Origin of the sequence: Streptomyces sp. NPDC059718, from assembly GCF_042733315.1 — a bacterium.
Classification (GTDB): Bacteria; Actinomycetota; Actinomycetes; order Streptomycetales; family Streptomycetaceae; genus Actinacidiphila.
Window position 1 is genome coordinate 1 of the sequence record NZ_JBHWGA010000052.1, and the last position, 22,076, is coordinate 22,076.

23 protein-coding genes and 1 pseudogene are annotated in these 22,076 nt (G+C 72.9%); 14 read left to right on the plus strand and 10 right to left on the minus strand.

Annotated elements, in window-relative coordinates:
* The 3 genes and pseudogenes from ACFV3E_RS38235 to ACFV3E_RS38245 all read left to right on the plus strand — a co-directional run.
* A pseudogene (locus ACFV3E_RS38235) lies at positions 1 to 92 on the plus strand (electron transfer flavoprotein subunit beta); the annotation flags it as partial.
* 38 nt (positions 93 to 130) lie between these two features.
* A complete protein-coding gene (locus ACFV3E_RS38240) occupies positions 131 to 1,093 on the plus strand; it encodes an electron transfer flavoprotein subunit alpha/FixB family protein (RefSeq protein WP_500539846.1) in 963 nt (320 codons plus the stop codon).
* A gap of 165 nt (positions 1,094 to 1,258) precedes the next feature.
* The gene (locus ACFV3E_RS38245; RefSeq protein ID WP_500539848.1) at positions 1,259 to 2,542 is read left to right on the plus strand and encodes a DUF6986 family protein; all 1,284 of its coding nucleotides are present in this window, start codon (positions 1,259 to 1,261) and stop codon (positions 2,540 to 2,542) included.
* Between the two features lie 72 nt (positions 2,543 to 2,614).
* Here the strand turns inward: ACFV3E_RS38245 and katG are convergent, their stop codons facing one another.
* A complete protein-coding gene (gene katG, locus ACFV3E_RS38250; RefSeq protein ID WP_500539850.1) occupies positions 2,615 to 4,846 on the minus strand; it encodes a catalase/peroxidase HPI in 2,232 nt (743 codons plus the stop codon).
* 380 nt (positions 4,847 to 5,226) lie between these two features.
* Here katG and ACFV3E_RS38255 point away from each other — a divergent pair, with 380 nt between their 5' ends.
* A complete protein-coding gene (locus tag ACFV3E_RS38255; RefSeq protein ID WP_500370619.1) occupies positions 5,227 to 5,637 on the plus strand; it encodes a Fur family transcriptional regulator in 411 nt (136 codons plus the stop codon).
* A 24-nt stretch (positions 5,638 to 5,661) separates the two neighbouring features.
* Here the strand turns inward: ACFV3E_RS38255 and ACFV3E_RS38260 are convergent, their stop codons facing one another.
* Positions 5,662 to 6,645 carry an acetylxylan esterase gene (locus ACFV3E_RS38260; protein WP_500539852.1) on the minus strand — a complete coding sequence of 328 codons (984 nt, stop codon included), beginning with the start codon at positions 6,643 to 6,645 and terminating at the stop codon, positions 5,662 to 5,664.
* Positions 6,646 to 6,732: 87 nt separating this feature from the next.
* Between ACFV3E_RS38260 and ACFV3E_RS38265 the strand changes: the two genes are divergently transcribed.
* Both ACFV3E_RS38265 and ACFV3E_RS38270 read left to right on the plus strand, forming a co-directional pair.
* Positions 6,733 to 7,221 carry a hypothetical protein gene (locus tag ACFV3E_RS38265; RefSeq protein WP_500539854.1) on the plus strand — a complete coding sequence of 163 codons (489 nt, stop codon included), beginning with the start codon at positions 6,733 to 6,735 and terminating at the stop codon, positions 7,219 to 7,221.
* Positions 7,211 to 7,549 (plus strand): hypothetical protein, encoded by a 339-nt coding sequence (locus tag ACFV3E_RS38270; protein WP_500539856.1) that lies wholly within the window; start codon positions 7,211 to 7,213, stop codon positions 7,547 to 7,549. The genes ACFV3E_RS38265 and ACFV3E_RS38270 overlap by 11 nt, the downstream gene beginning before the upstream one ends.
* Positions 7,550 to 7,565: 16 nt before the next feature.
* Here ACFV3E_RS38270 and ACFV3E_RS38275 read toward each other — a convergent pair whose 3' ends face one another.
* Entirely contained in the window at positions 7,566 to 8,552 is a 987-nt protein-coding gene (locus ACFV3E_RS38275) for a LacI family DNA-binding transcriptional regulator (protein ID WP_500324494.1), read from the minus strand.
* Between the two features lie 86 nt (positions 8,553 to 8,638).
* On the opposite strand from ACFV3E_RS38275, the gene ACFV3E_RS38280 reads away from it, so the two are divergent.
* A complete protein-coding gene (locus ACFV3E_RS38280) occupies positions 8,639 to 9,646 on the plus strand; it encodes an ROK family protein (protein ID WP_500539858.1) in 1,008 nt (335 codons plus the stop codon).
* 28 nt (positions 9,647 to 9,674) lie between these two features.
* On the opposite strand, the gene ACFV3E_RS38285 is transcribed toward ACFV3E_RS38280, so the two are convergent.
* Positions 9,675 to 9,986, minus strand: coding sequence for a GNAT family protein (locus ACFV3E_RS38285; RefSeq protein WP_500539860.1), 312 nt, complete (start codon positions 9,984 to 9,986; stop codon positions 9,675 to 9,677).
* 398 nt (positions 9,987 to 10,384) lie between these two features.
* Here ACFV3E_RS38285 and ACFV3E_RS38290 point away from each other — a divergent pair, with 398 nt between their 5' ends.
* Positions 10,385 to 11,425: an NUDIX hydrolase gene (locus ACFV3E_RS38290; RefSeq protein ID WP_500539862.1), complete on the plus strand. Its 1,041-nt coding sequence runs from the start codon at positions 10,385 to 10,387 to the stop codon at positions 11,423 to 11,425.
* A gap of 35 nt (positions 11,426 to 11,460) precedes the next feature.
* On the opposite strand, the gene ACFV3E_RS38295 is transcribed toward ACFV3E_RS38290, so the two are convergent.
* On the minus strand, positions 11,461 to 12,819 hold the full coding sequence (locus ACFV3E_RS38295) for a dipeptidase (protein ID WP_500370627.1): 1,359 nt from the start codon (positions 12,817 to 12,819) through the stop codon (positions 11,461 to 11,463).
* A 211-nt stretch (positions 12,820 to 13,030) separates the two neighbouring features.
* On the opposite strand from ACFV3E_RS38295, the gene ACFV3E_RS38300 reads away from it, so the two are divergent.
* Positions 13,031 to 14,206 (plus strand): geranylgeranyl reductase family protein, encoded by a 1,176-nt coding sequence (locus ACFV3E_RS38300; RefSeq protein ID WP_500372805.1) that lies wholly within the window; start codon positions 13,031 to 13,033, stop codon positions 14,204 to 14,206.
* Positions 14,207 to 14,320: 114 nt separating this feature from the next.
* A complete protein-coding gene (locus ACFV3E_RS38305; RefSeq protein WP_500539864.1) occupies positions 14,321 to 14,935 on the plus strand; it encodes a DUF4230 domain-containing protein in 615 nt (204 codons plus the stop codon).
* Here the strand turns inward: ACFV3E_RS38305 and ACFV3E_RS38310 are convergent.
* Complete coding sequence (locus tag ACFV3E_RS38310) at positions 14,928 to 15,386, minus strand: nitroreductase/quinone reductase family protein (RefSeq protein WP_500324356.1); 459 nt, start codon at positions 15,384 to 15,386, stop codon at positions 14,928 to 14,930. The genes ACFV3E_RS38305 and ACFV3E_RS38310 overlap by 8 nt on opposite strands.
* A gap of 150 nt (positions 15,387 to 15,536) precedes the next feature.
* On the opposite strand from ACFV3E_RS38310, the gene ACFV3E_RS38315 reads away from it, so the two are divergent.
* From ACFV3E_RS38315 to ACFV3E_RS38325, 3 genes are read left to right on the plus strand one after another with little or no spacing between them, the layout of a single operon-like run.
* A complete protein-coding gene (locus ACFV3E_RS38315) occupies positions 15,537 to 16,256 on the plus strand; it encodes a TetR/AcrR family transcriptional regulator (RefSeq protein ID WP_500539866.1) in 720 nt (239 codons plus the stop codon).
* 58 nt (positions 16,257 to 16,314) lie between these two features.
* Positions 16,315 to 17,583, plus strand: coding sequence for a sensor histidine kinase (locus tag ACFV3E_RS38320; RefSeq protein WP_500539868.1), 1,269 nt, complete (start codon positions 16,315 to 16,317; stop codon positions 17,581 to 17,583).
* Positions 17,580 to 18,245, plus strand: coding sequence for a response regulator (locus ACFV3E_RS38325; protein ID WP_500539870.1), 666 nt, complete (start codon positions 17,580 to 17,582; stop codon positions 18,243 to 18,245). Before ACFV3E_RS38320 ends, ACFV3E_RS38325 begins: the two co-directional genes overlap by 4 nt.
* A gap of 55 nt (positions 18,246 to 18,300) precedes the next feature.
* On the opposite strand, the gene ACFV3E_RS38330 is transcribed toward ACFV3E_RS38325, so the two are convergent.
* Positions 18,301 to 19,797 (minus strand): MFS transporter, encoded by a 1,497-nt coding sequence (locus tag ACFV3E_RS38330; protein ID WP_500539872.1) that lies wholly within the window; start codon positions 19,795 to 19,797, stop codon positions 18,301 to 18,303.
* 87 nt (positions 19,798 to 19,884) lie between these two features.
* On the opposite strand from ACFV3E_RS38330, the gene ACFV3E_RS38335 reads away from it, so the two are divergent.
* Positions 19,885 to 20,280, plus strand: coding sequence for a MarR family winged helix-turn-helix transcriptional regulator (locus ACFV3E_RS38335; RefSeq protein WP_500539874.1), 396 nt, complete (start codon positions 19,885 to 19,887; stop codon positions 20,278 to 20,280).
* Between the two features lie 120 nt (positions 20,281 to 20,400).
* On the opposite strand, the gene ACFV3E_RS38340 is transcribed toward ACFV3E_RS38335, so the two are convergent.
* The 3 genes from ACFV3E_RS38340 to ACFV3E_RS38350 all read right to left on the minus strand — a co-directional run bounded on the left by ACFV3E_RS38340 (position 20,401) and on the right by ACFV3E_RS38350 (position 21,998).
* Positions 20,401 to 20,778 (minus strand): DUF4442 domain-containing protein, encoded by a 378-nt coding sequence (locus tag ACFV3E_RS38340; protein WP_500539876.1) that lies wholly within the window; start codon positions 20,776 to 20,778, stop codon positions 20,401 to 20,403.
* A gap of 71 nt (positions 20,779 to 20,849) precedes the next feature.
* Positions 20,850 to 21,596 (minus strand): maleylpyruvate isomerase family mycothiol-dependent enzyme, encoded by a 747-nt coding sequence (locus tag ACFV3E_RS38345; protein ID WP_500539878.1) that lies wholly within the window; start codon positions 21,594 to 21,596, stop codon positions 20,850 to 20,852.
* A 45-nt stretch (positions 21,597 to 21,641) separates the two neighbouring features.
* Positions 21,642 to 21,998, minus strand: a complete 357-nt coding sequence (locus tag ACFV3E_RS38350) for an SCO4225 family membrane protein (protein ID WP_500539880.1) — start codon at positions 21,996 to 21,998, stop codon at positions 21,642 to 21,644.
* Between the last annotated feature and the right edge of the window lie 78 nt (positions 21,999 to 22,076).

Below are 22,076 nucleotides of genomic sequence, written 5' to 3' on the forward strand. Positions count from 1 at the left end.
GTCCGCCGCGGACGGCCGGTGTGATCGTGAAGGACGAGGGCGAGGGCGGCAAGCAGCTCGCGGAGTTCCTCGCGAGCCAGAAGTTCATCTGAAGCCCCCTTTCATCGAGTGCGCAGGAGTAGGTAGTCCCATGGGTGAAGTCCTGGTTTATGTCGATCATGTGGATGGTGCGGTCCGCAAGCCGACCCTCGAACTGCTGACGATCGCGCGTCGGTTGGGTGAGCCGGTGGCGGTGGCGCTGGGTGCGGGTGCCGGTGCGACGGCGGGTGTGTTGGGTGGGCATGGTGCGACCCGGGTGCTGGTCAGTGAGGCTGCGGAGTTCGCGCAGTATCTGGTGGTGCCGAAGGTGGATGCGCTGGAGGCGGCCGCGGGCGTGGTGAGTCCGGTGGCGGTGCTGGTGCCGTCTTCGGGTGAGGGCAAGGAGGTCGCGGCGCGGTTGGCGTTGCGGTTGGGGTCGGGGATCGTCACCGACGCGGTGGATGTGGTGGCCGGTGAGCAGGGTCCGGTGGCTACGCAGTCGGCGTTCGCGGCGTCGTTCACGACGAAGTCGCGGGTCACGACCGGTGTGCCGGTGATCACGGTGAAGCCGAATTCGGCGCCGGTGGAGGCTGTTTCGGCGGCGGGTGCGGTGGAGGAGTTGGCGGTGGCCTTCGGTGCGCTGGCCACGGGTACGAGGGTGGTGGCGCGTACGCCGCGGGAGGCGACGGGGCGTCCGGATCTGACCGAGGCGGCGATCGTGGTGTCCGGTGGTCGGGGTGTCAATGGTGCGGAGAACTTCGCGGTGATCGAGGCGCTGGCGGACTCGCTGGGTGCGGCGGTGGGTGCGTCGCGTGCGGCGGTGGATGCGGGTTGGTATCCGCACACCAATCAGGTGGGTCAGACGGGTAAGTCGGTGTCGCCGCAGTTGTACATCGCGGCGGGGATTTCGGGTGCGATCCAGCACCGGGCGGGTATGCAGACCTCGAAGACGATCGTGGCGGTGAACAAGGACCCGGAGGCGCCGATCTTCGAGCTGGTCGACTACGGCGTGGTCGGTGACCTGTTCCAGGTCGTGCCGCAGCTGACCGAGGAGGTCACCGCCCGCAAGGGCTGACCCCGGCACACCAGCCGACCGGCAGCACACACCGGAGCCCCGTGACGCCCCCTGACGGCACCACGGGGCTCCGGCGCGTCCGGCGTCCCCACGGGTCGTTGACGGTGCGACGGAGGGGGCGTTAGCTTCACTTCAACGATTTGTTGAAGACCGGGAGGGTGCCCGATGGCGCAGAACGAGACGGTCCGCACATCGCTCGGCGACGCGGTCCGGCAGGACATCGGCGCCTCGCTCGCCGCCGTCGACGCCGAACTCGCCCGCCGCTACCCCGGGGATCCGGGCACCCGGCAGCCCGTGCACACCGTCTACGTCCCCGCCGACGCCTTCGCCGCCGACACCGTGCGCACCTGGGGCGACCGCGCCCTCGCCGCCCTGGACGAGCACGCCCCCGACGCGGTGCGGCTCGCCGGCGTGCTGGGCCTGCCGCCCGCCCTCGCCGCGCCCGTCCACGACCGCGTACGGGCCAAGCTGCGCCGCGAACCGGTCGAGGACCTGCGGATCGACTTCGAGGACGGCTACGGGCCGCGGCCCGACGCCGAGGAGGACGCGGCAGCCGCCCGCGCCGCCCGGCTCGTGGCCGCCGCCGTCGCGGACGGGACCGCGCCCCCGTACGTCGGCATCCGCGTGAAGTGCATGGAGGCCGCCGTGCGCGACCGCGGCATCCGCACCCTGGACATCTTCCTCACCGGCCTGATGGAGTCCGGCGGGCTGCCCGGTGGCCTGGTGCTGACCCTGCCCAAGGTCACCTTCCCCCAGCAGGTGACGGCGATGGTGCGGCTCGCCGAGGAGTTCGAGACGGCACGCGGACTCCCGGCCGGACGCCTCGGGTTCGAGATCCAGATCGAGACCACGCAGTCCATCCTCGGGCCCGACGGCACGGCCACGGTCGCCCGGCTGATCGACGCCGCCGAAGGCCGCGTCACGGGGCTGCACTACGGGACCTTCGACTACAGCGCCGCGTGCGGGGTCAGCGCGGCGTACCAGTCCATGGACCACCCGGTCGCGGACCACGCCAAGGCCGTCATGCAGGTGGCGGCCGCGGGCACGGGCGTGCGGCTCTCCGACGGCTCCACCAATGTGCTGCCCGTCGGCCCGGGCCCCCAGGTCCACGAGGCCTGGCGGCTCCACTACCGCCTGGTCCGCCGTTCGCTGGCCCGCGCGTACTACCAGGGCTGGGACATGCACCCCGGGCATCTGCCGACACGGTACGCCGCGGTCTACGCCTTCTACCGCGAAGGCCTGGACGGGGCGGCGGCCCGGCTCGCGGCGTACGTCGCCAAGGCCGGCGGCGACGTCATGGACGAACCCGCCACCGCCCGGGCCCTGAGCGGCTACCTGCTGCGTGGACTCGACTGCGGCGCCGTGGACCTCGCGGAGGTCGCCACCGCCACCGGGCTGACCCGCGCCGACCTCGACGCCCTCGCGGGCCGCGGCGGCCCCGCCGTCTGAGGAACCTCCACACGAAGACGTCCGGGCCGGCCCCCGCTGGGGCCGGCCCGGACGTCCCGGAGAGGTGGACGGTCAGACGAGGTCGAACCGGTCGAGGTCCATGACCTTCGCCCACGCCGCGACGAAGTCGTCGGTGAACTTCGCCTTCGCGTCGTCGCTCGCGTAGACCTCCGCGACCGCGCGCAGCTCGGAGTTGGAGCCGAAGACGAGGTCGGCACGGGTGCCGGTCCACTTCACCTCGCCCGTGACGTTGTCACGGCCCTCGAAGGTGGACTGGTCCTCGGAGGTCGCCTTCCACGACGTGCCCAGGTCGAGCAGGTTGACGAAGAAGTCGTTGGTCAGCGACCCGGGGGTCGCGGTGAAGGCGCCGTGCGCCGACTGCCCGTGGTTCGCGCCCAGGACGCGCAGACCGCCGACGAGGACCGTCAGCTCGGGGGCGCTGAGGGTCAGCAGGTTCGCCCGGTCGAGCAGCAGGTACTCGGCCGGCAGGCGGTTGCCCTTGCCGAGGTAGTTGCGGAACCCGTCGGCGGCCGGCTCGAGCGCCGCGAAGGACTCCACGTCGGTCTGGTCCTGCGCGGCGTCCACACGACCCGGCGTGAAGGGCACCTCGACGCGGTGACCGCCGTCCGCAGCGGCCTTCTCGACGGCGGCGGAACCGGCCAGCACGATCAGGTCGGCCAGCGAGATCCGCTTGTCGCCGGACTGCGCCGCGTTGAAGGACTCCTGGACGCCCTCCAGGGTGCGCAGCACCACGGCGAGCTCGTCGGGCTCGTTGACCTCCCAGCCGCGCTGCGGCTCCAGGCGCAGACGGGCGCCGTTGGCGCCACCGCGCTTGTCGCTGCCGCGGAAGGACGAGGCCGACGCCCACGCCGTGGACACCAGCTGCGACACGGTGAGGCCCGAGGCGAGGACCTGCTCCTTGAGGGCGGCGACGTCGGCGGCGTCGACGAGCCCGTGCGTCCGCGCGGGCAGCGGGTCCTGCCACAGCAGGGTCTCGGACGGGACCTCGGAACCGAGGTAGCGCACGACCGGGCCCATGTCGCGGTGGGTCAGCTTGAACCACGCGCGGGCGAAGGCGTCCGCGAACTCGTCCGGGTTCTCCAGGAAGCGACGCGAGATCTGCTCGTAGACCGGGTCGAACCGGAGCGAGAGGTCCGTGGTCAGCATCGTCGGGGCGTGGCTCCTGGAGGTGTCGTGCGCGTCGGGGATGGTGCCCGCGCCGGCACCGTCCTTGGCCACCCACTGGTTGGCGCCGGCGGGGCTGGTCGTCAGCTCCCACTCGTAGCGGAAGAGGTTCTCGAAGAAGCCCATGCCCCACTGGGTCGGCGTGCTGGTCCAGGTGACCTCGAGACCGCTGGTGATCGCGTCGGCGCCCTTGCCGGTGCCGTAGCTGTTCCGCCAGCCGAGGCCCTGCTCCTCCATCGAGGCGGCCTCGGGGTCGGGACCGACGTTGTCCGCGGGGCCCGCGCCGTGGGTCTTGCCGAAGGTGTGCCCGCCGGCGATGAGGGCGACGGTCTCCTCGTCGTTCATCGCCATCCGGCGGAAGGTCTCACGGATGTCGCGGGCCGCGGCGATCGGGTCCGGGTTGCCGTTGGGGCCCTCCGGGTTGACGTAGATCAGGCCCATCTGGACGGCGCCGAGCGGGCTCTCCAGCTGGCGGTCGCCGGTGTAGCGCTGGTCGCCGAGCCAGGTGGACTCGGGGCCCCAGTAGACGTCCTCCTCCGGCTCCCAGACGTCCTCGCGGCCGCCGGCGAAGCCGAAGGTCGCGAAGCCCATCGACTCCAGCGCGACGTTGCCGGTGAGGATCATGAGGTCGGCCCACGAGATGCTCTGGCCGTACTTCTTCTTCACCGGCCACAGCAGGCGGCGGGCCTTGTCGAGGTTGCCGTTGTCCGGCCAGCTGTTGAGCGGGGCGAAGCGCTGCTGGCCGGCGCCGGCGCCGCCGCGGCCGTCGCTGATGCGGTAGGTGCCCGCGCTGTGCCAGGCCATGCGGATCATGAACGGGCCGTAGTGGCCGAAGTCCGCCGGCCACCAGTCCTGAGAGGTCGTCAGGACCTCGAGGACGTCCTGCTTCACGGCGGCGAGGTCGAGGGCCTTGAACGCCTCGGCGTAGTCGAAGTCCTCACCGAGCGGGTTGGCCACCGCCGGGTTCTTGGCGAGGATCTTCAGGTTCAGCCGTTCCGGCCACCACTGCCGGTTTCCACCGCCCTGGGTCGGGTGCGGGGCGCGCCCGTGCGCGACGGGGCAACCGTTCACACCCTCCGTCTTGGCGTCTGTGACGATTGCTTCGTGGTTCTCAGACATGGGAATCCTTCCGGACCTGGCGGATCACGGTGCTCAGGACTGCGGGCCGTCGGACGCGTTCGGGCGGGGGCCGTCGCGGTGAGCGCACGGGGGCCTCACCGGCGGCATGACAGGGAGAGCGGGTCCCGGACCGGCTGCGGCAGTACGACGCGGGCGCCCGTAACTCCCAGGCGGCACCGCGCGGCTGCTCGGCGGTGGTCCCGTCACGTCCCTCTCTTCTGCCGTACTGGAGTCTTCCTGTCCCTTGGCTGGCGCCGGAACCGATCCTACGATGGACGCAGTCCAAGTCAAGAAGAGCGTCAATTCCATAGGCAATCAGAACCCGGACGCGTCCACGGGGTGAATTCCGGACGTCCACCGAGCGGAACGGGTGAGCACACATGAGCGACCTGCTGGAGCGACTGCGCGGGCGCGGCTGGCGCATGACGTCCCAGCGGCGTGTCGTCGCGGAGGTCCTGGACGGCGACCACGTGCACCTCACGGCCGACGAGGTGCACGCCCGCGCGGCGCGGCTGCTGCCCGAGATCTCCCGGGCGACCGTCTACAACACCCTGGGCGAGCTGGTCTCGCTCGGTGAGGTCATAGAGGTCTCCACCGACGGCCGCGCCAAGCGCTACGACCCCAACGCGCACCGTCCGCACCAGCACCTGGTGTGCTCCAGGTGCGGCACCGTCCGCGACGTCCACCCCACCGGCGACCCGCTGGCCGACCTCCCGGCCGGCGAGCGGTTCGGTTTCACGGTCTCCGAGGCCGAGGTCACCTACCGCGGCCTGTGCCCGTCCTGCGCCTGAGCGCGCCACCCGGGAGAGCGGCGGCTACCGGTCCGTGGCAGGGGCGAGTCCCAGGCCCCGCAGCCACAGCATCTGCTCGTACGGCTGGGAGCCGCGTCCGCCGCCGTGGTCGCCGAACCGCCACACCGTGATGTCCTTGGGCCCCGCGTAGCGGTTGTACGCGGCGAACACCGTCGACGGCGGGCAGACGGGGTCCATCAGGCCCACGCTGAACAGCGCCGGCGCGGTGGCGCGCGGGGCGAAGTGGACGCCGTCGAAGTAGTCGAGGGTGCCGAAGAGCCGTTCGGGGTCGATGCGCCGGTGGACGCCGAGGTACTGGGCGAGCTCCGGGTACGGTCCCTCGGTGGCGGTCTCCGCGCTCCGCCGGAAGTGGCAGAGGAACGGCACGTCGACCAGGGCCGCCGCGACCGCGTCCGGGGCCAGCCCGGCCACCGCGAGGGCGAGCCCGCCGCCCTGGCTGCCGCCGGAGACGACGACCCGGCCCGCGTCGACGGCGGGGTGCGCGCGCAGGGCGTCCACGGCGCGTACGCAGTCCGTCATCAGGCGGCGGTAGTAGTAGTGCTCCGGGTCCTCCACGCCGCGGGTCATGAACCCGCCGACGTACTGCGGACCCGGGGCGGGGTCGGGGTCCGGCGTGTCGTGGCCCTGGCCACGGGAGTCGACGACCAGATGGGCGTAGCCCGCGGCGCTCCACAGCAGGTTCTCGTGGTGCAGCCCGCGCCCGCCGCCGTAGCCGATGTACGTGACGACCCCGGGCAGCGGCGCGGCCGCACCGCGGGGCAGCAGCAGCCAGGCCGCGACCGGCTGGCCTCCCCAGCCCGGGAAGCGCACGTCGAGCACCTCGACCGTGGCCAGCGGCGAGTCGACCGCGCGGTACTCGGCCGGGTGGGTGACCGCGTCGCGGGCGGCGGTCAGGGTCTTGGCCCAGAAGGCGTCGAAGTCACCGGGCTCGGCGATCTCCGGGTCGTAGCGGCGCAGTTCGTCCAGCGGCAGGTCGGTGAGCGGCATGGCCGGTATCGAATCGTTTCACGGGGTGGGGTGTCAACGGCCGCCCGACGTGTGCCGGTTGTCCGTCCGTCGTGGGATGGTGTCGTCGTGGAGGAGATCGGCTGGGAACCGGCGCCCCGCTCGCCGGTGACGCGCGCGATGCTCAGGGCGGGTGCCGTCACCGTGCTCGCGGGGCTCGTGGCGGGACCGGGAAGCGCCGTGCCCGTGACGGCGGTTCCGCTGAGCCGTGCCGCGGTGGAGGCGGAGCTCGACGCGGCGGCGGACCAGTCCGGCGTGCACAGGTCGGAGAACACGGTGATGGGCTTGACCGTGACCGCCGACAGGGAGTCCGACCGGCCCAGCGAGCGGTGCATGCTCGCCTGGGCGGCCGCCGAGGGGGCGGGCGAGCGGGAGTACGCCGCCGTGACGGCGGTCCTGCGCGAGCACGGGTGGACGGAACTGCGCCGGGAGAACAGCCCCGGCGGCGGTACGTACGTCAACCTCGCCAAGGGCGGCTGGACGGTGGCGGTCGCGTACGACGGCGGGCCGGGGTCCTTCACCACGCTGACCTTCACCGCCATGGCACATGCCTGCTGACGGTCCGGGCACGGCGCGCCCGCGCCACGCGCTCGGCCACGGTCCCCCCGCGACGGACACCGACCCGCTTGTGCCGGTACTCGCCGGAATCGTCGTGGACGTCGTCCACTGCCTCGACACCTGCGCAGACGACGAGGTCGCCCCCGATGTCGCCGTGAGGACGGCGGAGCACGCCGGGTGGGTGCTCCACAACCTGCCACCCCGTCAGCGCGCCCGGTTCCTGCGGGTGCTCGACGACCTGGCGGCGGCCGAGCCGGACCCGGCGCGGCGCCGCGCCCTGGAGTCCTTCGGCTTCACCTGCGGGCTGGTCGAGGAGGAGCCGTCCTGACCGCCCGCCCGCGCCGTCACGGCACGGGCGGGAGCTCGCCCGAGCCGCGCGGGATCAGGCGGCAGGCGAGCTCGACCCGCTTGGGGGGGCCCGCCGAGCCGTCGAGCCGCTGGAAGAGCAGGCCGGCAGCGGTCCGGCCGAGCTGCCCGGGCTCCTGGGCGACGACGGTGACCGCCGGGCGCAGCAGGTCGGCGAGCTCGAAGTCGTCGAAGCCCACGAGGGCGACCACGCTGGGCCGGTCGGCGAGGACCCGGACCGCGGTCACGGTGATCCGGTTGTTGCCGGCGAACAGGGCGGTGACCGGCTCCGGGCCGCTCAGCATGGACTCCACGGCGGCGCGGACGCGGTCGGGGGCCGTGGGCCCGCAGGAGACCCAGCCCTCGTGCACGGGGAGCCCGGCGGCGGCCATCGCCTCCCGGTATCCCCGCAGACGCTCGGCCGCGGTGTGGATGCGGGGGAGGTCGCCGATGAAGCCGATGCGCCGGTGCCCGTGGGCGATGAGGTGGGCGACGCCCTCGCGGGTGCCTCCGGCGTTGTCGCTGAGGACCACGTCCGCGTCGATGCCGCCCGCGGGGCGGTCCACGAAGACGGTGGCGACGCCGGCCGCGATCTCCGGTTCGAGGTAGCGGTGGTCCTCGCTGGCGGGCACGATGACCAGCCCGTCGACACGCCGGGCGCAGAAGGCGAGCACCAGTTCCTGCTCGCGGTCCGCGTCCTCGGCACTCGATCCGGTGAACAGCAGCGTCGAGTGCGCCCGTGCGAGGTCCTCGACGGCCCGGCTGAGCGGGGAGTAGAAGGGGTCGGCGAGGTCCTCGAGGACCAGCCCGATGCTGGCCGTACGGCCCTTGCGGAGCAGCCGCGCGCTGTCGTTGCGGCGGAATCCGAGGGCGTCGATGGCCGCCTGGACACGCGAGATCGTGTCCTCGGTGACGCCCGGTTCCTCGTTGACGACACGCGATACCGTCTTCAGGCCGACACCGGCCCGGGCCGCGACATCCTTCATGGTGGGACGGGCGGTACGCGGAATATCGGTCACGGCGTGATCCTATGGGCTGGACAACGTTGTCAACAAAGGGCGACACTACGCCCATGCCGTTCGAGAGCTCTGCCGAGTCCATCGTCCCGCCGTCGGGTGCCGCCGGTGCGGGCCCGCTGATCGCCGCCGTGGACATCGGCGGCACCAAGATCGCGGGTGCCCTGGTGGACGCCCGCGGCGAGTTGCTCGTACGCGTGCAGCGCCCGACACCCGCAGACCGGGACGCGGCGACGGTGATGGGATCGCTCGCGGAGGTGCTGGCCGGACTGCGGGAGTCCGCGGGCTGGCCGCGGGTCGTCGCGGTGGGCATCGGCAGCGCCGGGCCGATCGACGCCTCCCGCGGCACGGTGAGCCCGGTCAACATCGCCGGCTGGCGGGACTTCCCCGTCGTCGCCCAGGTGGCTGAACGGGTCGGTGGGCTGCCCGTCGTCCTCACCGGCGACGGCATCGCGATCACCGCGGCGGAGCACTGGCAGGGTGCCGCCCGCGGGCACGACAACGCGCTGTGCATGGTGGTGTCGACCGGCGTCGGCGGCGGTCTCGTCCTCGGCGGCAAGCTCCACCCCGGCCCGACGGGCAACGCCGGGCACATCGGCCACATCAGCGTCGACCTCGACGGGGACGTGTGCCCCTGCGGCAGCCGAGGCTGCGTCGAGCGCCTGGCCAGCGGCCCCAACATCGTGCGGCGCGCCCTGGAGTCCGGCTGGCGTCCGGCCCACGGCGAGGAGTCCGACGCCGCCGCCGTCGCCCGGGCCGCCCGCGAGGGCGACGCCCTCGCCCTCGCCTCGTACGACCGCGCGGCGCAGGCGCTGGCCGCGGGCATCGCCGCGACGGCCACCCTGGTGGAGATCGACGTGGCGGTGATCGGCGGCGGTGTCGCGGGCGCCGGCCCGCTGCTCTTCGAGCCCCTCCGCGCGCACATGCGCCGGTACGCCACGCTGTCGTTCGCCTCGGGCGTGAAGGTCGTTCCCGCCGTGCTCGGCACGGACGCAGGCCTGGTCGGCGCGGCCGCCGCCGCGGCGCAGGCGCTGCGGCTTGAGGCCTTCGCGACCGGCGCCTAGTCCCGGTCGTCGCGGTCCCTCTCCTGGCCTACGGCCGGGGGGGGAGCGAGGTCCGGTGTGCCTCGCGGAGGAGGAGTTTCACCCGTTCGCGCGGGAGCGCGCAGTCGTGCCCACCGCGTCCTGGCGTGCTGCCCTCGCGGACGCCGCGACGCCCGGCCGTCCCCGGCGTGTCGGCGGCCGGGCCGAGGAGCAGGTGCCGGGCGTCATAGCACTTGCCCACCGGGTCAGCGGAGGTTTCGTAGGCCTGGAACAGCGCGGCGGGACGGTTGTCGCGGTGCGTGCCGACGCCGTCCGGGAAATCGTGGATCTCCGAGATCGGCCGGGGCGTGTGGTCGAGCATGCCCCAGAGGGAGGCGCGCTCGTGCGTGACGGTTCCGGGCGGGTCGTACGTGCTTGACGCGGACCGTGCCGAATCAGTCGACCACCTGCTTGCGTGCGAGGGGGATTCGGAGGCGCCCGCCAGGTGGTGGGGTGGCTCCCGTTCAGCGCCTCGGCCCGGCCCCGCGTGGTCGTGGTGGTCGCGGGAGGCGACGACGAGGCCCTCGCGGACCCGGCCCACCGTGCTGCTGCGGCGGCAGTTCATCGCCGGACTGACCCTGGGGGCCAACGAGGGCTGACCACCGTGTTCGCGGGTGCCGAAGCCACCGGTATGCGCCGATGGCCGGGTCTGCGCGTTTGCCGACGCCGATGATCCGGGCAATTCGTAGGGGGCTACCGGGCTACGGAAGAGGGGGCACCGTGATCGTCTGGCTCAACGGCACGTTCGGCGCGGGGAAGACCACTGCGGCACGCGAACTGCTCGAACTGCTGCCGGGCAGCGTGCTCTACGATCCGGAACTCATCGGCAGCGGACTGCGGTTGATGCTCCCGGAGAAGCGGCTGGGCGAGGTCTCCGACTACCAGGAGCTGCCCGCGTGGCGGCGGCTGGTCGTCGACACCGCCGCCGCACTGCTCGCCGAGGTGGGCGGGGGACCGCTCGTGGTGCCGATGACCCTGCTGAGGCAGGAGTACCGGGACGAGATCTTCGGCGGTCTCGCGGCCCGCCGGATCACTGTGCGGCATGTGCTGCTGCACGCTGAGGAAACGGTTCTGCGGGAGCGGATCGACCAGCGCGCCGACATCCCGGGCGACGCCGAGGCCAGCGCGGGGGTCCGCGCCTGGTGTCTGGACCACCTGCCCGCCTACCAGGAGGCACTGCCCTGGCTCACGGCGGACGCCCACATCGTCGACACCGCGGGGCTCACCTCCCGTGCGACGGCCGAGCGGATCGCCGAGGCGATACGGGAGGGCGCGGGCTCCTGCGACATCGTGCAGACCCCGGAGCCCACCGCCGAGACCCTCGCGGCGGGCGTGCTGCTCTTCGACGAGGACGACCGGGTGCTGCTGGTCGACCCGACCTACAAGCCCGGCTGGGAATTCCCCGGCGGGGTCGTCGAGCCCGGTGAGCCGCCCGCCCGGGCCGGCATGCGGGAGGTCGCCGAGGAACTCGGCCTGCGGCTCCCGGCGGTGCCCCGGCTGCTGGTCGTCGACTGGGAACCGCCGCTGCCGCCCGGATACGGCGGTCTGCGGCTGCTCTTCGACGGCGGGCGGCTGCCCGCCGCCGACGCCGAGCGCCTCCTGCTGCCCGGCGCCGAGCTGCGGGGCTGGCGCTTCGCCACGGAGGACGAGGCCGCTTCCATGCTGCCTCCCGTCCGGCACACCCGGCTGTGCTGGGCGCTGCGGGCGCGGGAGCGCGCCACCGTGCTCAACCTGGAGGCGGGCGTGCCGGTGGGCGGCTGAGGGGCGACGGGCGCGTCCCGGCCGCCCACCGGGGCTCAGACGGCCTTGGCGGCGTACTTCTGGAGGAAGAGCGCCTCGGTGAGCGAGAGCTTCTCCAGCTCCTCGGGGGAGACGCTCTCGTTCACCGCGTGGATCTGCGCCTCCGGCTCGCTCAGGCCGATCAGCAGGATCTCCGACTCGGGGTAGAGCGTCGCCAGGGTGTTGCAGAGCGGGATCGAGCCGCCCATGCCGGCGATCTCCATCTGCGTGCCGTACGCGGTGCGCATCGCCTCCGCCATGGAGGCGTACGCCGGGCTGGAGGTGTCCGCGCGGAACGGCTGGCCGCTGCCGACCTGGGTGACCTCCACGCGGGCCCCCCAGGGGGCGGCGGCCTCCAGGTGGGCGATCAGCAGCTTGGCCGCCTGCTGGGCGTCCACGCCCGGCGGGACCCGGAGGCTGACCTTGGCACCCGCGGTGGCCTGCACGGACGGCGTGGCGCCGACCACGGGAGGGGCGTCGATGCCGATGACGGTGACCGACGGGCGGGCCCAGAGGCGGTCGGCGACCGTGCCGGTGCCCATCAGCTCCACGCCGTCGAGCACCTTGGCGTCGGCGCGGAAGTCGCCCTCGTCGTACTGCAGCCCGTCCCAGGCGGCGTCGGCGGTGAGGCCCGCCACGGTGGAGGCACCGGAGTCGTCGTGGAGCGTGTGCAGGATGCGGACCAGGGCGGCCAGCGCGTCCGGTGCGGCACCGCCGAACTGGCCGGAGTGCAGATTGCCCTCCAGGGTGGTCACCTTGACGTCGACCAGCGCCATGCCGCGCAGGGTCGCCGTGACGGTCGGCAGGCCGACGCGGAAGTTGCCGGAGTCGCCGATGACGATCGCGTCCGCGGCGAGCAGTTCGGGGTGCTCCTCCGCGTAGCGCTCAAGACCGCCGGTGCCCTGCTCCTCCGAGCCCTCGGCGATGATCTTCACGCCGACCGGGACCCCGCCGTTCTCGCGCAGCGCGCGCAGGGCGGTGAGGTGCATGATCAGGCCGCCCTTGCAGTCGGCCGCGCCGCGCCCGTACCAGCGGCCGTCGCGCTCGGTGAGCTCGAACGGCGGCGACAGCCAGCCGGCCTCGTCCAGCGGCGGCTGCACGTCGTAGTGCGCGTACAGCAGCACCGTGGGCGCTCCCTCCGGCCCGGGCAGGTAGCCGTACACCGACTGCGTGCCGTCCGGGGTGTCCAGCAGGGCGACGTCCTCGAAGCCCTCGGCGCGCAGCGCGTCGGCGATCCAGGAGGCGGCCCGCTCGCACTCGCTCTTGGGGAACTGCCGCGGATCCGCCACCGAGCGGTACGACACCAGCTCGGCCAGCTCGGTCCTGGCCCGCGGCATCAGTGCGGCGACGGTTGCGGCGAGTGGTGCGGCGGACATGGGCGCTCCTGATGGGTGGGACAGGCCGAACGCGATGTTCGTGGACCGGTGGTCGTGATCGATGGTGCCACAGGCGGCCTCGCTCACCCCGCGGATTAGTATGCGGCTGAGCAGGGGCGACGGCAGTCGGCAGGTCGAACGGGAGCGGGAAGCACACGTGAGCAGCGAGTACCAGGCGCAGGACGGCGGTTCGGCGGAGGACGTCGACGGCATGCCGGTGTGGGACGTCGTCGTGGTGGGTGCCGGGCCGGCCGGGGCCTCGGCGGCCTACGCCGCGGCAAGTGCGGGACGCCGTGTGCTCCTGCTGGAGAAGGCCGAACTGCCGCGTTACAAGACCTGCGGCGGCGGCATCATCGGGCCCTCCCGCGACGCGTTGCCGCCGGGCTTCGAGCTCCCGCTGCGCGACCGGGTGCACGCGGTGACCTTCAGCCTCAACGGCCGGCTCACCCGGACCCGCCGGTCGCGGCAGATGCTCTTCGGGCTGATCAACCGGCCCGAGTTCGACGCCCAGCTGGTGGACGCGGCCGTCGACGCGGGCGCGCGGCTGCGGACCGGGGCCCAGGTCTCCCGGGTCGAACAGCACGGCACCTCCGTCCCCGACCGGCGGACCGTCGCGGTGGTCCTCAACGACGGCGAGACGATCCTCGCCCGCGCGGTGGTCGGCGCCGACGGCTCGGCGAGCCGGATAGGCGCCCACGTCGGCGTCAAGATGGCCCAGGTCGACCTGGGGCTCGAGGCCGAGATCCCGGTGCCCGCGGAGGTCGCCGAGGACTGGGCGGGCCGGGTGCTCATCGACTGGGGCCCGCTGCCCGGCAGTTACGGGTGGGTCTTCCCCAAGGGCGAGACCCTGACCGTCGGCGTCATCTCGGCGCGTGGCGAGGGCGCGGCCACCAAGCGCTACCTGGAGGACTTCATCGGGCGGCTCGGTCTGGCCGGCTTCGAGCCGAGCATCTCCTCCGGCCATCTCACCCGCTGCCGCGCCGACGACTCCCCGCTCTCCCGCGGCCGCGTGCTGGTCTGCGGTGACGCGGCGGGCCTGCTGGAGCCGTGGACCCGCGAGGGCATCTCCTTCGCGCTGCGCTCCGGCCGCCTGGCGGGGGAGTGGGCGGTGCGGATCGCCGAGGCGAGCGACGCGGTGGACGCGCGTCGCCAGGCCCTGAACTACGCGTTCGCCGTCAAGGCCGGCCTCGGGGTCGAGATGGGCGTCGGCCGCCGGATGCTGGGCGTCTTCGAGAAGCGTCCGGGTCTGCTGCACGCGGCTCTCACAACCCTCCCCCCGGCATGGAACGCCTTCGCTAAGATCACCCGCGGTTCCAGCTCGCTCGCCGAGCTGGTCCGTACGCATCCGCTGGCCCGTCGCGCGCTGGAGTCGTTCGACCGTCGTTGACCTCCTGTTGGCACCCTCCCGGGCGTCATAAAGGCGGAGTTGAGGGGCAGAGACGTTATGGGAGGTGTCCTCGTCATGCCCTTGAGGAACGTAGACGGAAGACTGCCGTGGTGGGTGCGTACACTCACCGGGCTCGTCGTGCTCGGCGGACTTCTGTTCCTGGTCGCGCGCGCGGACCTGATACCGGGTCTGCCCAATCCCTTCGCCGAGGAGACCAAGGACCGCAGTGGTCCCGTGGTGCTCAAGGCGATCCAGGACATGAGCCGCTTCGAAGGAGCAAGTGGCCAGTTCCAGGTCGTGGTCGACCTGGAGAAGGACGCCAAGTTCCTTCCCGACGCCGTGCGCGGCAGGCGCACGCTCTACGTGGGGGCCGGCAGTGTCGACGCCTACGTGGACCTCGGTGACGTCGGGCCGAAGGGCGTCACGGTCTCCGAGGACCGTACCTCCGCCGTCCTCACGCTGCCCCACGCCCAACTCGAGCGGGCCTCGCTCGACCCCGACCGTTCCTACGTGGTGGCCCAGGAGCGCGGTTTCTTCGACCGGCTCGGCGACTTCTTCTCCTCCCACCCGGGGGACGAACACCAGGTCCAGCAACTCGCCGCGAAGAAGATCCAGCAGGCGGCCAAGTCCACCGAGCTGACGAAGCGGGCGGAGACCAACACCCGGGCCATGCTGGTACAGCTGCTGACCTCGCTGGGGTTCGAGAAGGTGGAGGTCCGCTTCAGCTGACGGGCCGGAGTTCGGTGATGCGGAAGACCGGGTGCTTGTGGGCTATGGCGCGCAGTTCCTCGTCGGTGGAGTCCGCGCCCACCCCGCCGAAGAACACGCCCACCTCGGCCTTCCAGCGCTTGAGGTAGGCCCGCAGCACCTCGGGCTTGACGTCGTCGCCGACCTCGGTCGCGCTGAACTCCTCGACCTTCTTGCCCAGCAGCAGTTGACCGCCGCCGGCGGCGCGCATGTTGTGCGTCCACTGGACGTGCCCGCGCGGCGCCACGAGGTAGCGCTCCCCGTTCACCACCAGCAGGTTGACCGGGGTGCGCCGCCACTCCCCGCTCTTGCGGCCGCGGACGGCCAGCACGCGGGAGCCCCACACGCTCAGACCGCGGCGGGTCAGCCAGGCCACCGCGCGGTTGAAGACGTTGACCGTGAACCAGCCGGGCTTGATGACGTGCTCGGACATGAGGACTCCTCCGTGACGCGCGGGCCGTGGACCGAGGATGGTCCGTGAGCGGTGCTCTCGCTTGAGAACAGTGTGCACGTCCTGGCGCTCCATGGCAAGAGCACTGCTCTCTTTCTTGGTCGTCGCTCCATTCGTGCGTACACTGATCGCATGAGCGTCATCCGAACGGCCAGGGAACGGGCCCGCGACGAAGTGACCGCGGCCATCAAGGAAGAGGCGCGCCGGCAGCTCGCCGACGAAGGCGCCTCGAGGCTCTCGCTCCGCGCCGTCGCGCGGGAGCTGGGCATGGTCTCCTCCGCGCTCTACCGCTACTTCCCGAGCCGGGACGAGTTGCTCACCGCCCTCATCATCGACGCCTACGACGCGGTGGGCGCCGCCGCCGAGGGGGCCCTGGCCCGCGCGGGCGGCGACCCCGTGGAGCGCTGGAGCGAGGTCTGCCGGGCCGTACGCCGCTGGGCCCTCGGCCATCCGCACGAGTACGCCCTCATCTACGGCTCACCCGTGCCCGGCTACTCCGCGCCGCTCGACACGATCGGCCCCGCGTCCCGGGTCGGGCTGGCACTGATCGCCGTGGCCGAGCAGGCCCACACCGCGGGGGCGCTCGCCGCCTCCCCGACCGACGTCCCGCTGTCGGAGGCCGCCCACGCCGACGCCTGGCGGCTCAGCAAGGACCTCGACCGCGACCTGCCGGCACGGGCGATCCCTTCCCTCGTGGCCGCCTGGGCGCAGCTCTTCGGCCTCGTCAGCTTCGAGGTGTTCGGCCAGTTCAACAACGTGGTCGAGGCGCGCGACGACTTCTTCGACCACGCCGTCGCGGGCCTCGCGCACCAAGCGGGGCTCCGCCGTGAGCGCGTACTCCACGGGGAGTAGAGGCGATCACCCCGCCGACCGGACGCCGACCCGCCGCCCCCCGGTCTAGCGTGGCGGCATGACCGACGACGTGACACGGGGTGGCGGCCCGCCCTGGGGGCCCTGGTGGCGCCACACCGGGCCCGGCCACTCCCGCGGCGGCGGCGAGCGCCCGCGCCACCCGTGGGTCTCGTCGCTGATCATCGCCGTCGTCCAGGTGGTCGGCACCACGGCCGCCGCGCACAACGCGCCCGGCCGGGCCGCCCTCGGCCACTTCGGGTACGCGCTCCTGCTCGCGGGGCCGGTCCTGCTCCTGTGGCGCCACCGCGCGCCCGTCGCGGTCGCCGCCGCCGTATCGGCCGTCACGCTCGCCTACGTCGCCGCCGGTTACCCGTACGGGCCGGTCTTCCTGAGCATCGTCGCCGCCTACTTCACGGCCGTCGCCGCCGGTCGCCGCAGAGCCGTCCTGATCATCGCGGCCGTCCTGTACGCGGCCTACCTGCTCATCACCGTGTGGCTGTACCGCTGGTTGCCGCCCGCCGGGGACGAGGCCGCCTCGTGGGCCCAGGTGTCGGGGGCCGCCGCCTGGCTGCTGGCGATCCTCGCCGTCGCCGAGCTGTGGCGGCTGCGCAGGGAACAGTTCGTCCGCGACCGGCGGGAGCGGGCCGAGGCCGAACGGCGCCGCGCCGACGAGGAGCGGCTGCGCATCGCCCGCGAGCTGCACGACGTGCTCGCCCACAGCATCTCGGTCATCAACGTGCAGGCGGGGGTGGCCCTCGCCCTCATGGACGAGCGCCCCGAGCAGGCCCGGCAGGCACTGACCACCATCAAGGCGGCCAGCAAGGAGGCGCTCGGCGAGGTCCGCCAGGTGCTCGGCACCCTGCGCAGCCCCGGGGAGGCACCCCGCTCGCCCGCACCGGGCCTGGACCGGTTGCCCGAACTGCTCGAACAGGCCGCGGGCGCCGGCCTGGCCGTCGACATCACCCGCGACGGCCGCACCGGCGCCCTGCCACCGGGCGTCGACCTGGCGGCGTTCCGCATCGTCCAGGAGGCGCTGACGAACGTCATCCGCCACTCCGGCTCCCGTACCGCCCGCATCCGCGTCACCCGCCGCCGGGACGCCGTCGAACTGCGGGTCGACGACGACGGCCCCGCCACCTCGACCGCCGACCACACCCCCGACTCCGGTGGCGGCAACGGGCTGCTCGGCATGCGCGAGCGGGCGGCGGCGCTCGGCGGCACGGTCGAGGCCGGCCCCCGAGCCGACGGCGGCTTCCGCGTCCTGGCCCGCCTGCCGTTCGCCGGCGGCGCCGCGGCGCCGCCCGTCCCCGACAAGGAGAACCCATGACCCGGGTCCTGCTCGCCGACGACCAGCTCCTGGTGCGCGCGGGCTTCGCCGCCCTGCTGGACGCCCAGCCCGACATCGAGGTCGTGGGGGAGGCCGCCGACGGCGCCCAGGCGCTGCGCCTGGTCCGCGAACTCACCCCGGACGCGGTGCTGATGGACATCCGCATGCCCGTCATGGACGGACTGGAGGCCACCCGCCTGATCACCGAGGACGCGGCGCTGACCGGGGTCAGGGTCGTCATCCTCACCACGTTCGAGCTCGACGAGTACGTCTTCGAGGCCATCCGGGCGGGCGCCTCGGGCTTCCTGGTCAAGGACACCGAGCCGGAGGAACTGGTGCGTGCCGTACGGGCGGTGGTGGACGGCGACGCGCTGCTGTCGCCCGGCGTGACCCGGCGGCTCATCGCCGAGTTCGCCGCCCGGTCCAAGGAGCCCTCGGCCGCGGCGGAACTCGACCGGCTCACCGAGCGGGAGCGCGAGGTGATGGCCCTGGTCGGGATCGGTCTGTCCAACGAGGAGATCGCGCGCCGCCTGGTGGTGAGCCCGCTCACCGCCAAGACGCACGTCAGCCGCACGATGGTGAAGCTCGGCGCCCGGGACCGGGCCCAGCTCGTCGTCCTCGCCTACGAATCCGGCCTGGTGCGGCCCGGCTGGCTCGGCTGAACCGCAGGGGCCCGCGCGGACCGTGGTGCGCGCGGGCCCCCAGGCTGCGGGCGGGTCAGTCCCGTACCGGGACCTTGCGCTCCTCGCCCACCGGCGTGGCGGTGTCGGAGGAGGCGACCACGAAGCCGTACGACACCCTGCGGCGCAGTCCCGTGAGGGTGATCAGGAGTCCGGCCAGGGCGATCGCGCTGACCACGACCAGCCCGGGGCGGTAGCTGTCGAGCACGGCCTGCGGGGAGGCGGGGCGGCCGTCTCCGGACCCGGCGGTGATCGCCGCGGTCACCACCGCGAGGAAGATGGCGCCGCCCACCTGGAAGGAGGTGTTCAGCAGGCCGGAGACCATGCCCTGCTCCTCGTCGCGCACGCCGTTGGTGGCCTGGATGTTGAGCGACGGGAAGACCAGCGCGCACGCGGCGCCCAGCAGCAGCATCGACGGCAGGATCACCGCGGCGAAACTCGGGGTGAGGTCGACGCGCAGGAAGAGCACGTAGCCCAGGAACAGCAGGGTGAACCCGGTGGCGATCACCCGCGGCGTGCCGAAGCGGTCCACCAGCGGACCGATGCGCGTGGAGGCGAGCGCCACCAGTGCCCCCGCGGGCAGGAAGGCCAGCGCGGTCTGCAGCGCCGACCAGCCCAGCAGCGACTGCATGTACTGGGTGACGAGGAACTGGAAGCCCACGTAGGAGCCGAAGAAGGCGGCGCCGCCCAGGTTGGCGCGGATCTGGTGGGGCGAGCGCAGGACGCCCAGCCGGATGAGGGGGTGGCTGCTGCGGTGCTCGATCACCGCGAAGGCGGCCAGCAGGACGGCGACTGCGGCGAAGGAGAGCAGGGTGCGGGCCGAACTCCAGCCCGCTTCCGGAGCCTGGACGACGGTGAAGACCAGCAGCAGCATCGCCCCGGTGCCGGTCAGGGCGCCGGGCAGGTCGTAACCGCGGCCGGAGTGCCGCTCGCGGGGGCTCGACGGGATCAGGCGGAGGCCGGCCACGAGGGCCAGGACGGCCACGGGCGCGGGCAGCAGCATCGTCCAGCGCCAGCCCACCTCGGTCAGCAGGCCGGACAGGACCAGACCCATGGAGAAGCCGGTCGCGCCGCAGGTGGTGTAGATGCTGAGGGCACGGTTGCGGACCGGGCCCTCGGCGAAGGTCGTGGTGATGATGGACAGTCCCGCCGGGGCGGTGAACGCCGCGCTCAGGCCCTTGACGAAGCGGCTGGCGATGAGCAGTTCACCGGAGTCGACGAGTCCGCCGAACAGGGACGCCACGGCGAACACGGCCAGCGCGACGAGGAAGACCCGGCGCCGGCCGAGCAGGTCGGCGGCACGGCCGCCGAGGAGCAGCAGGCCGCCGTAGCCGAGGATGTAGCCGCTGACGACCCACTGGAGCGACGAGGTGGACAGGTCGAGGTCGTCCGCGATGGACGGGAGGGCCACGCCGACCATCGAGACGTCCAGGGCGTCGAGGAAGAGCGCGGCGCAGAGCACCAGCAGGGTGCCCCACTGCCGGGCGCTCCAGCGCCCGTCGGAACCGGGGACGGCGGTGTGCGGAGAGGTCATGCCGAGGAACACTACATGCACGTGCATCAAATGCAAGTGCATTTAATGTGTGTACATGTAGTGTTGATTTTCTGCTATCATGCGGCCATGACCGGCGTGAAGAGTGAGCATGTGCTCGTGGAGCGGTGGCGGGAGGTCCTCTCCCTGCACGCGCGCACCGCGTGCGAACTCGACCGTGAGCTGAACCCGCACGGACTCGGGGCGAGCGACTTCGAGGTGCTCGACCTGCTCGCCGAGGGCAACCCCGAGGACGGCGGATGCACCTACCGCGTCCAGGAGCTCGCGGACCGCGTGCACCTGAGCCAGAGCGCGCTCTCCCGGCTGGTCGGCCGGCTGGAGAAGGACGGCCTCGTCAGCCGGGGGATCTGCAGCGAGGACCGGCGTGGGGTGCAGGTCGCGCTGACCGAGGCGGGCCGGGTGCGCCACGAGGAGGTCAAGCCCGTGCAGCGCGCCGTCCTGGAGCGGATGCTCGGCCAGGTCTGAGGGTTTCCTGCGTCGCCGGCGTCCTTCCGCTCAGCGGGAGTCGCGCTTCCGGCGGGCGTACAGCTGCTTGCGGACCCTGGCCACGACCGTCCCGTCGTCCGCGACGGTGTCGTTCCCGAATCACACCAGGGCCTTGTCGCCGCCCGCGGTGAGCTCCCTGATCTCCTCGAGCCGGTGCTCGGTCAGCTTGAAGTCGGCGAACACGTCCCCCTTGCCGGGCGAGACGAACTCGATCTCCGCCGCGCGGTCCCACACCAGGTAGTCGCGCCCGAGGCGGTTCATGGCCAGCAGCATCCAGAAGGGGTCGCTCATCGAGAAGAGCGATCCGCCGGAGTGGGTGCCCACGCAATTGCGGTTGAAGCGGTGGAGCCGCAGCCGGACCCGGGTCGAACTCCAGTCGTCGGCGATGTGCGGGACGCGGATGCCGGAGAACAGGTAGGGCGGCCACCAGGTGATCGCGCGGCGCAGGGCGGCGGGCGTGAGGGAACGTCGTGCCATGCGAAGGCGCCGGCACGTGAAGTTATCGGCCGGTAATAGGGGAGCCGCCGCCCTGCGCCGCGCCTGGTGCGTCAGTCGATCGCCGCCGTGCGCCGCCACAGTTCGATCACGGAGTCATCCCCCGTCACCTGCAGCTTCTCGTAGGCCCCCCGGTTCCAGAGGGTGAGGTAGAGCTCCTCGGCGGTGCCGCTCACCGTGCAGTCCGCCTCGCCCGGCGCGGACCGTTCGACGGCCAGGGGGTCGGCCGACATGCGCGCGAGCCAATCGTCCCGCGCGGCGTCGGTGTCGGTCGTGCGCACGCGGAGCGTCCTGGGCGTCCCGCTGCGGACCCGGCTCTTCGGCCGGCCGTGGAAACCGGCGAGCAACTCGTCGATGCCGTCGGCCGCGAACACCGGATCCACCGGGGACGGGGCCCGGCCCAGGGCCAGTTCCGCGTCCACCCGGTGGACCGCCGTCTCGTGAGCCTGGCGCCGCGCCCAGAAGGCCCGCGGGGAGGGGGCCTTGAGGAAGTACCAGCACTCCAGGTCGGCGGGCGCCGCATCGAGGGCAGCGACCAGCAGCCCGTGGCCCTCGCGGAACCAGGGGAGGAGCGAGGCGTCGTCCCTGGGGGCCTCGGCCTCGATGGGCTCCGGCTGCCGCCGTCCCTCCGCGACGTAGCGCGTCGCCCAGCGGTGCACGACCCCTTGATGGCGGACCAGTTCGCGCACGCGCCAGCCGGGGCAGGACGGCACCTCGGCGTCGAGCCCGGCCGCTTCCGCCGCGTCGGCGAGCAGTCCGCCGTCGCGTCGCAGCACCTCGATGAACTCGGCTGTCTCCATGACGCGATTGTGGCAGCCGGCACCGACAGCCGGGCCCGTACCGGCTCAGTGCGCGGGGCGACGCCGGCGGCGGGCCCGCGCCACCAGGCCGGACAACACCGCGTTGAGGACCGCCGACACCACGGCCGCCGCCACTGCCGCCGACCAACCACCCCAGCCGTGGGCGGCGTCAGCCGCCCCGAGACCGCCGATGGCGTCGAAGAGCGACCAGAACATGGGCATCCACGGCAACGTCAGCAGGACGAGCCACACTCCGGACAGCGTCGCGTCCGCGTGCGAGACGAACGCGCTGTCGAGCAGGACCAGGACGAGGACGGCGGCGACCAGGCACAAATAGACGCGCGACACACGCTCCCGGTACACGGACCGGCCGGCGGCCCGGAGCTTACGGGGGATCGGCATGTCTCCTCCGGCTGCTGTGCGGTCCACAGGGCACCGTCCAGCATGGCGCTCCCCGTACGCCGGGGGAACCCGGATGCG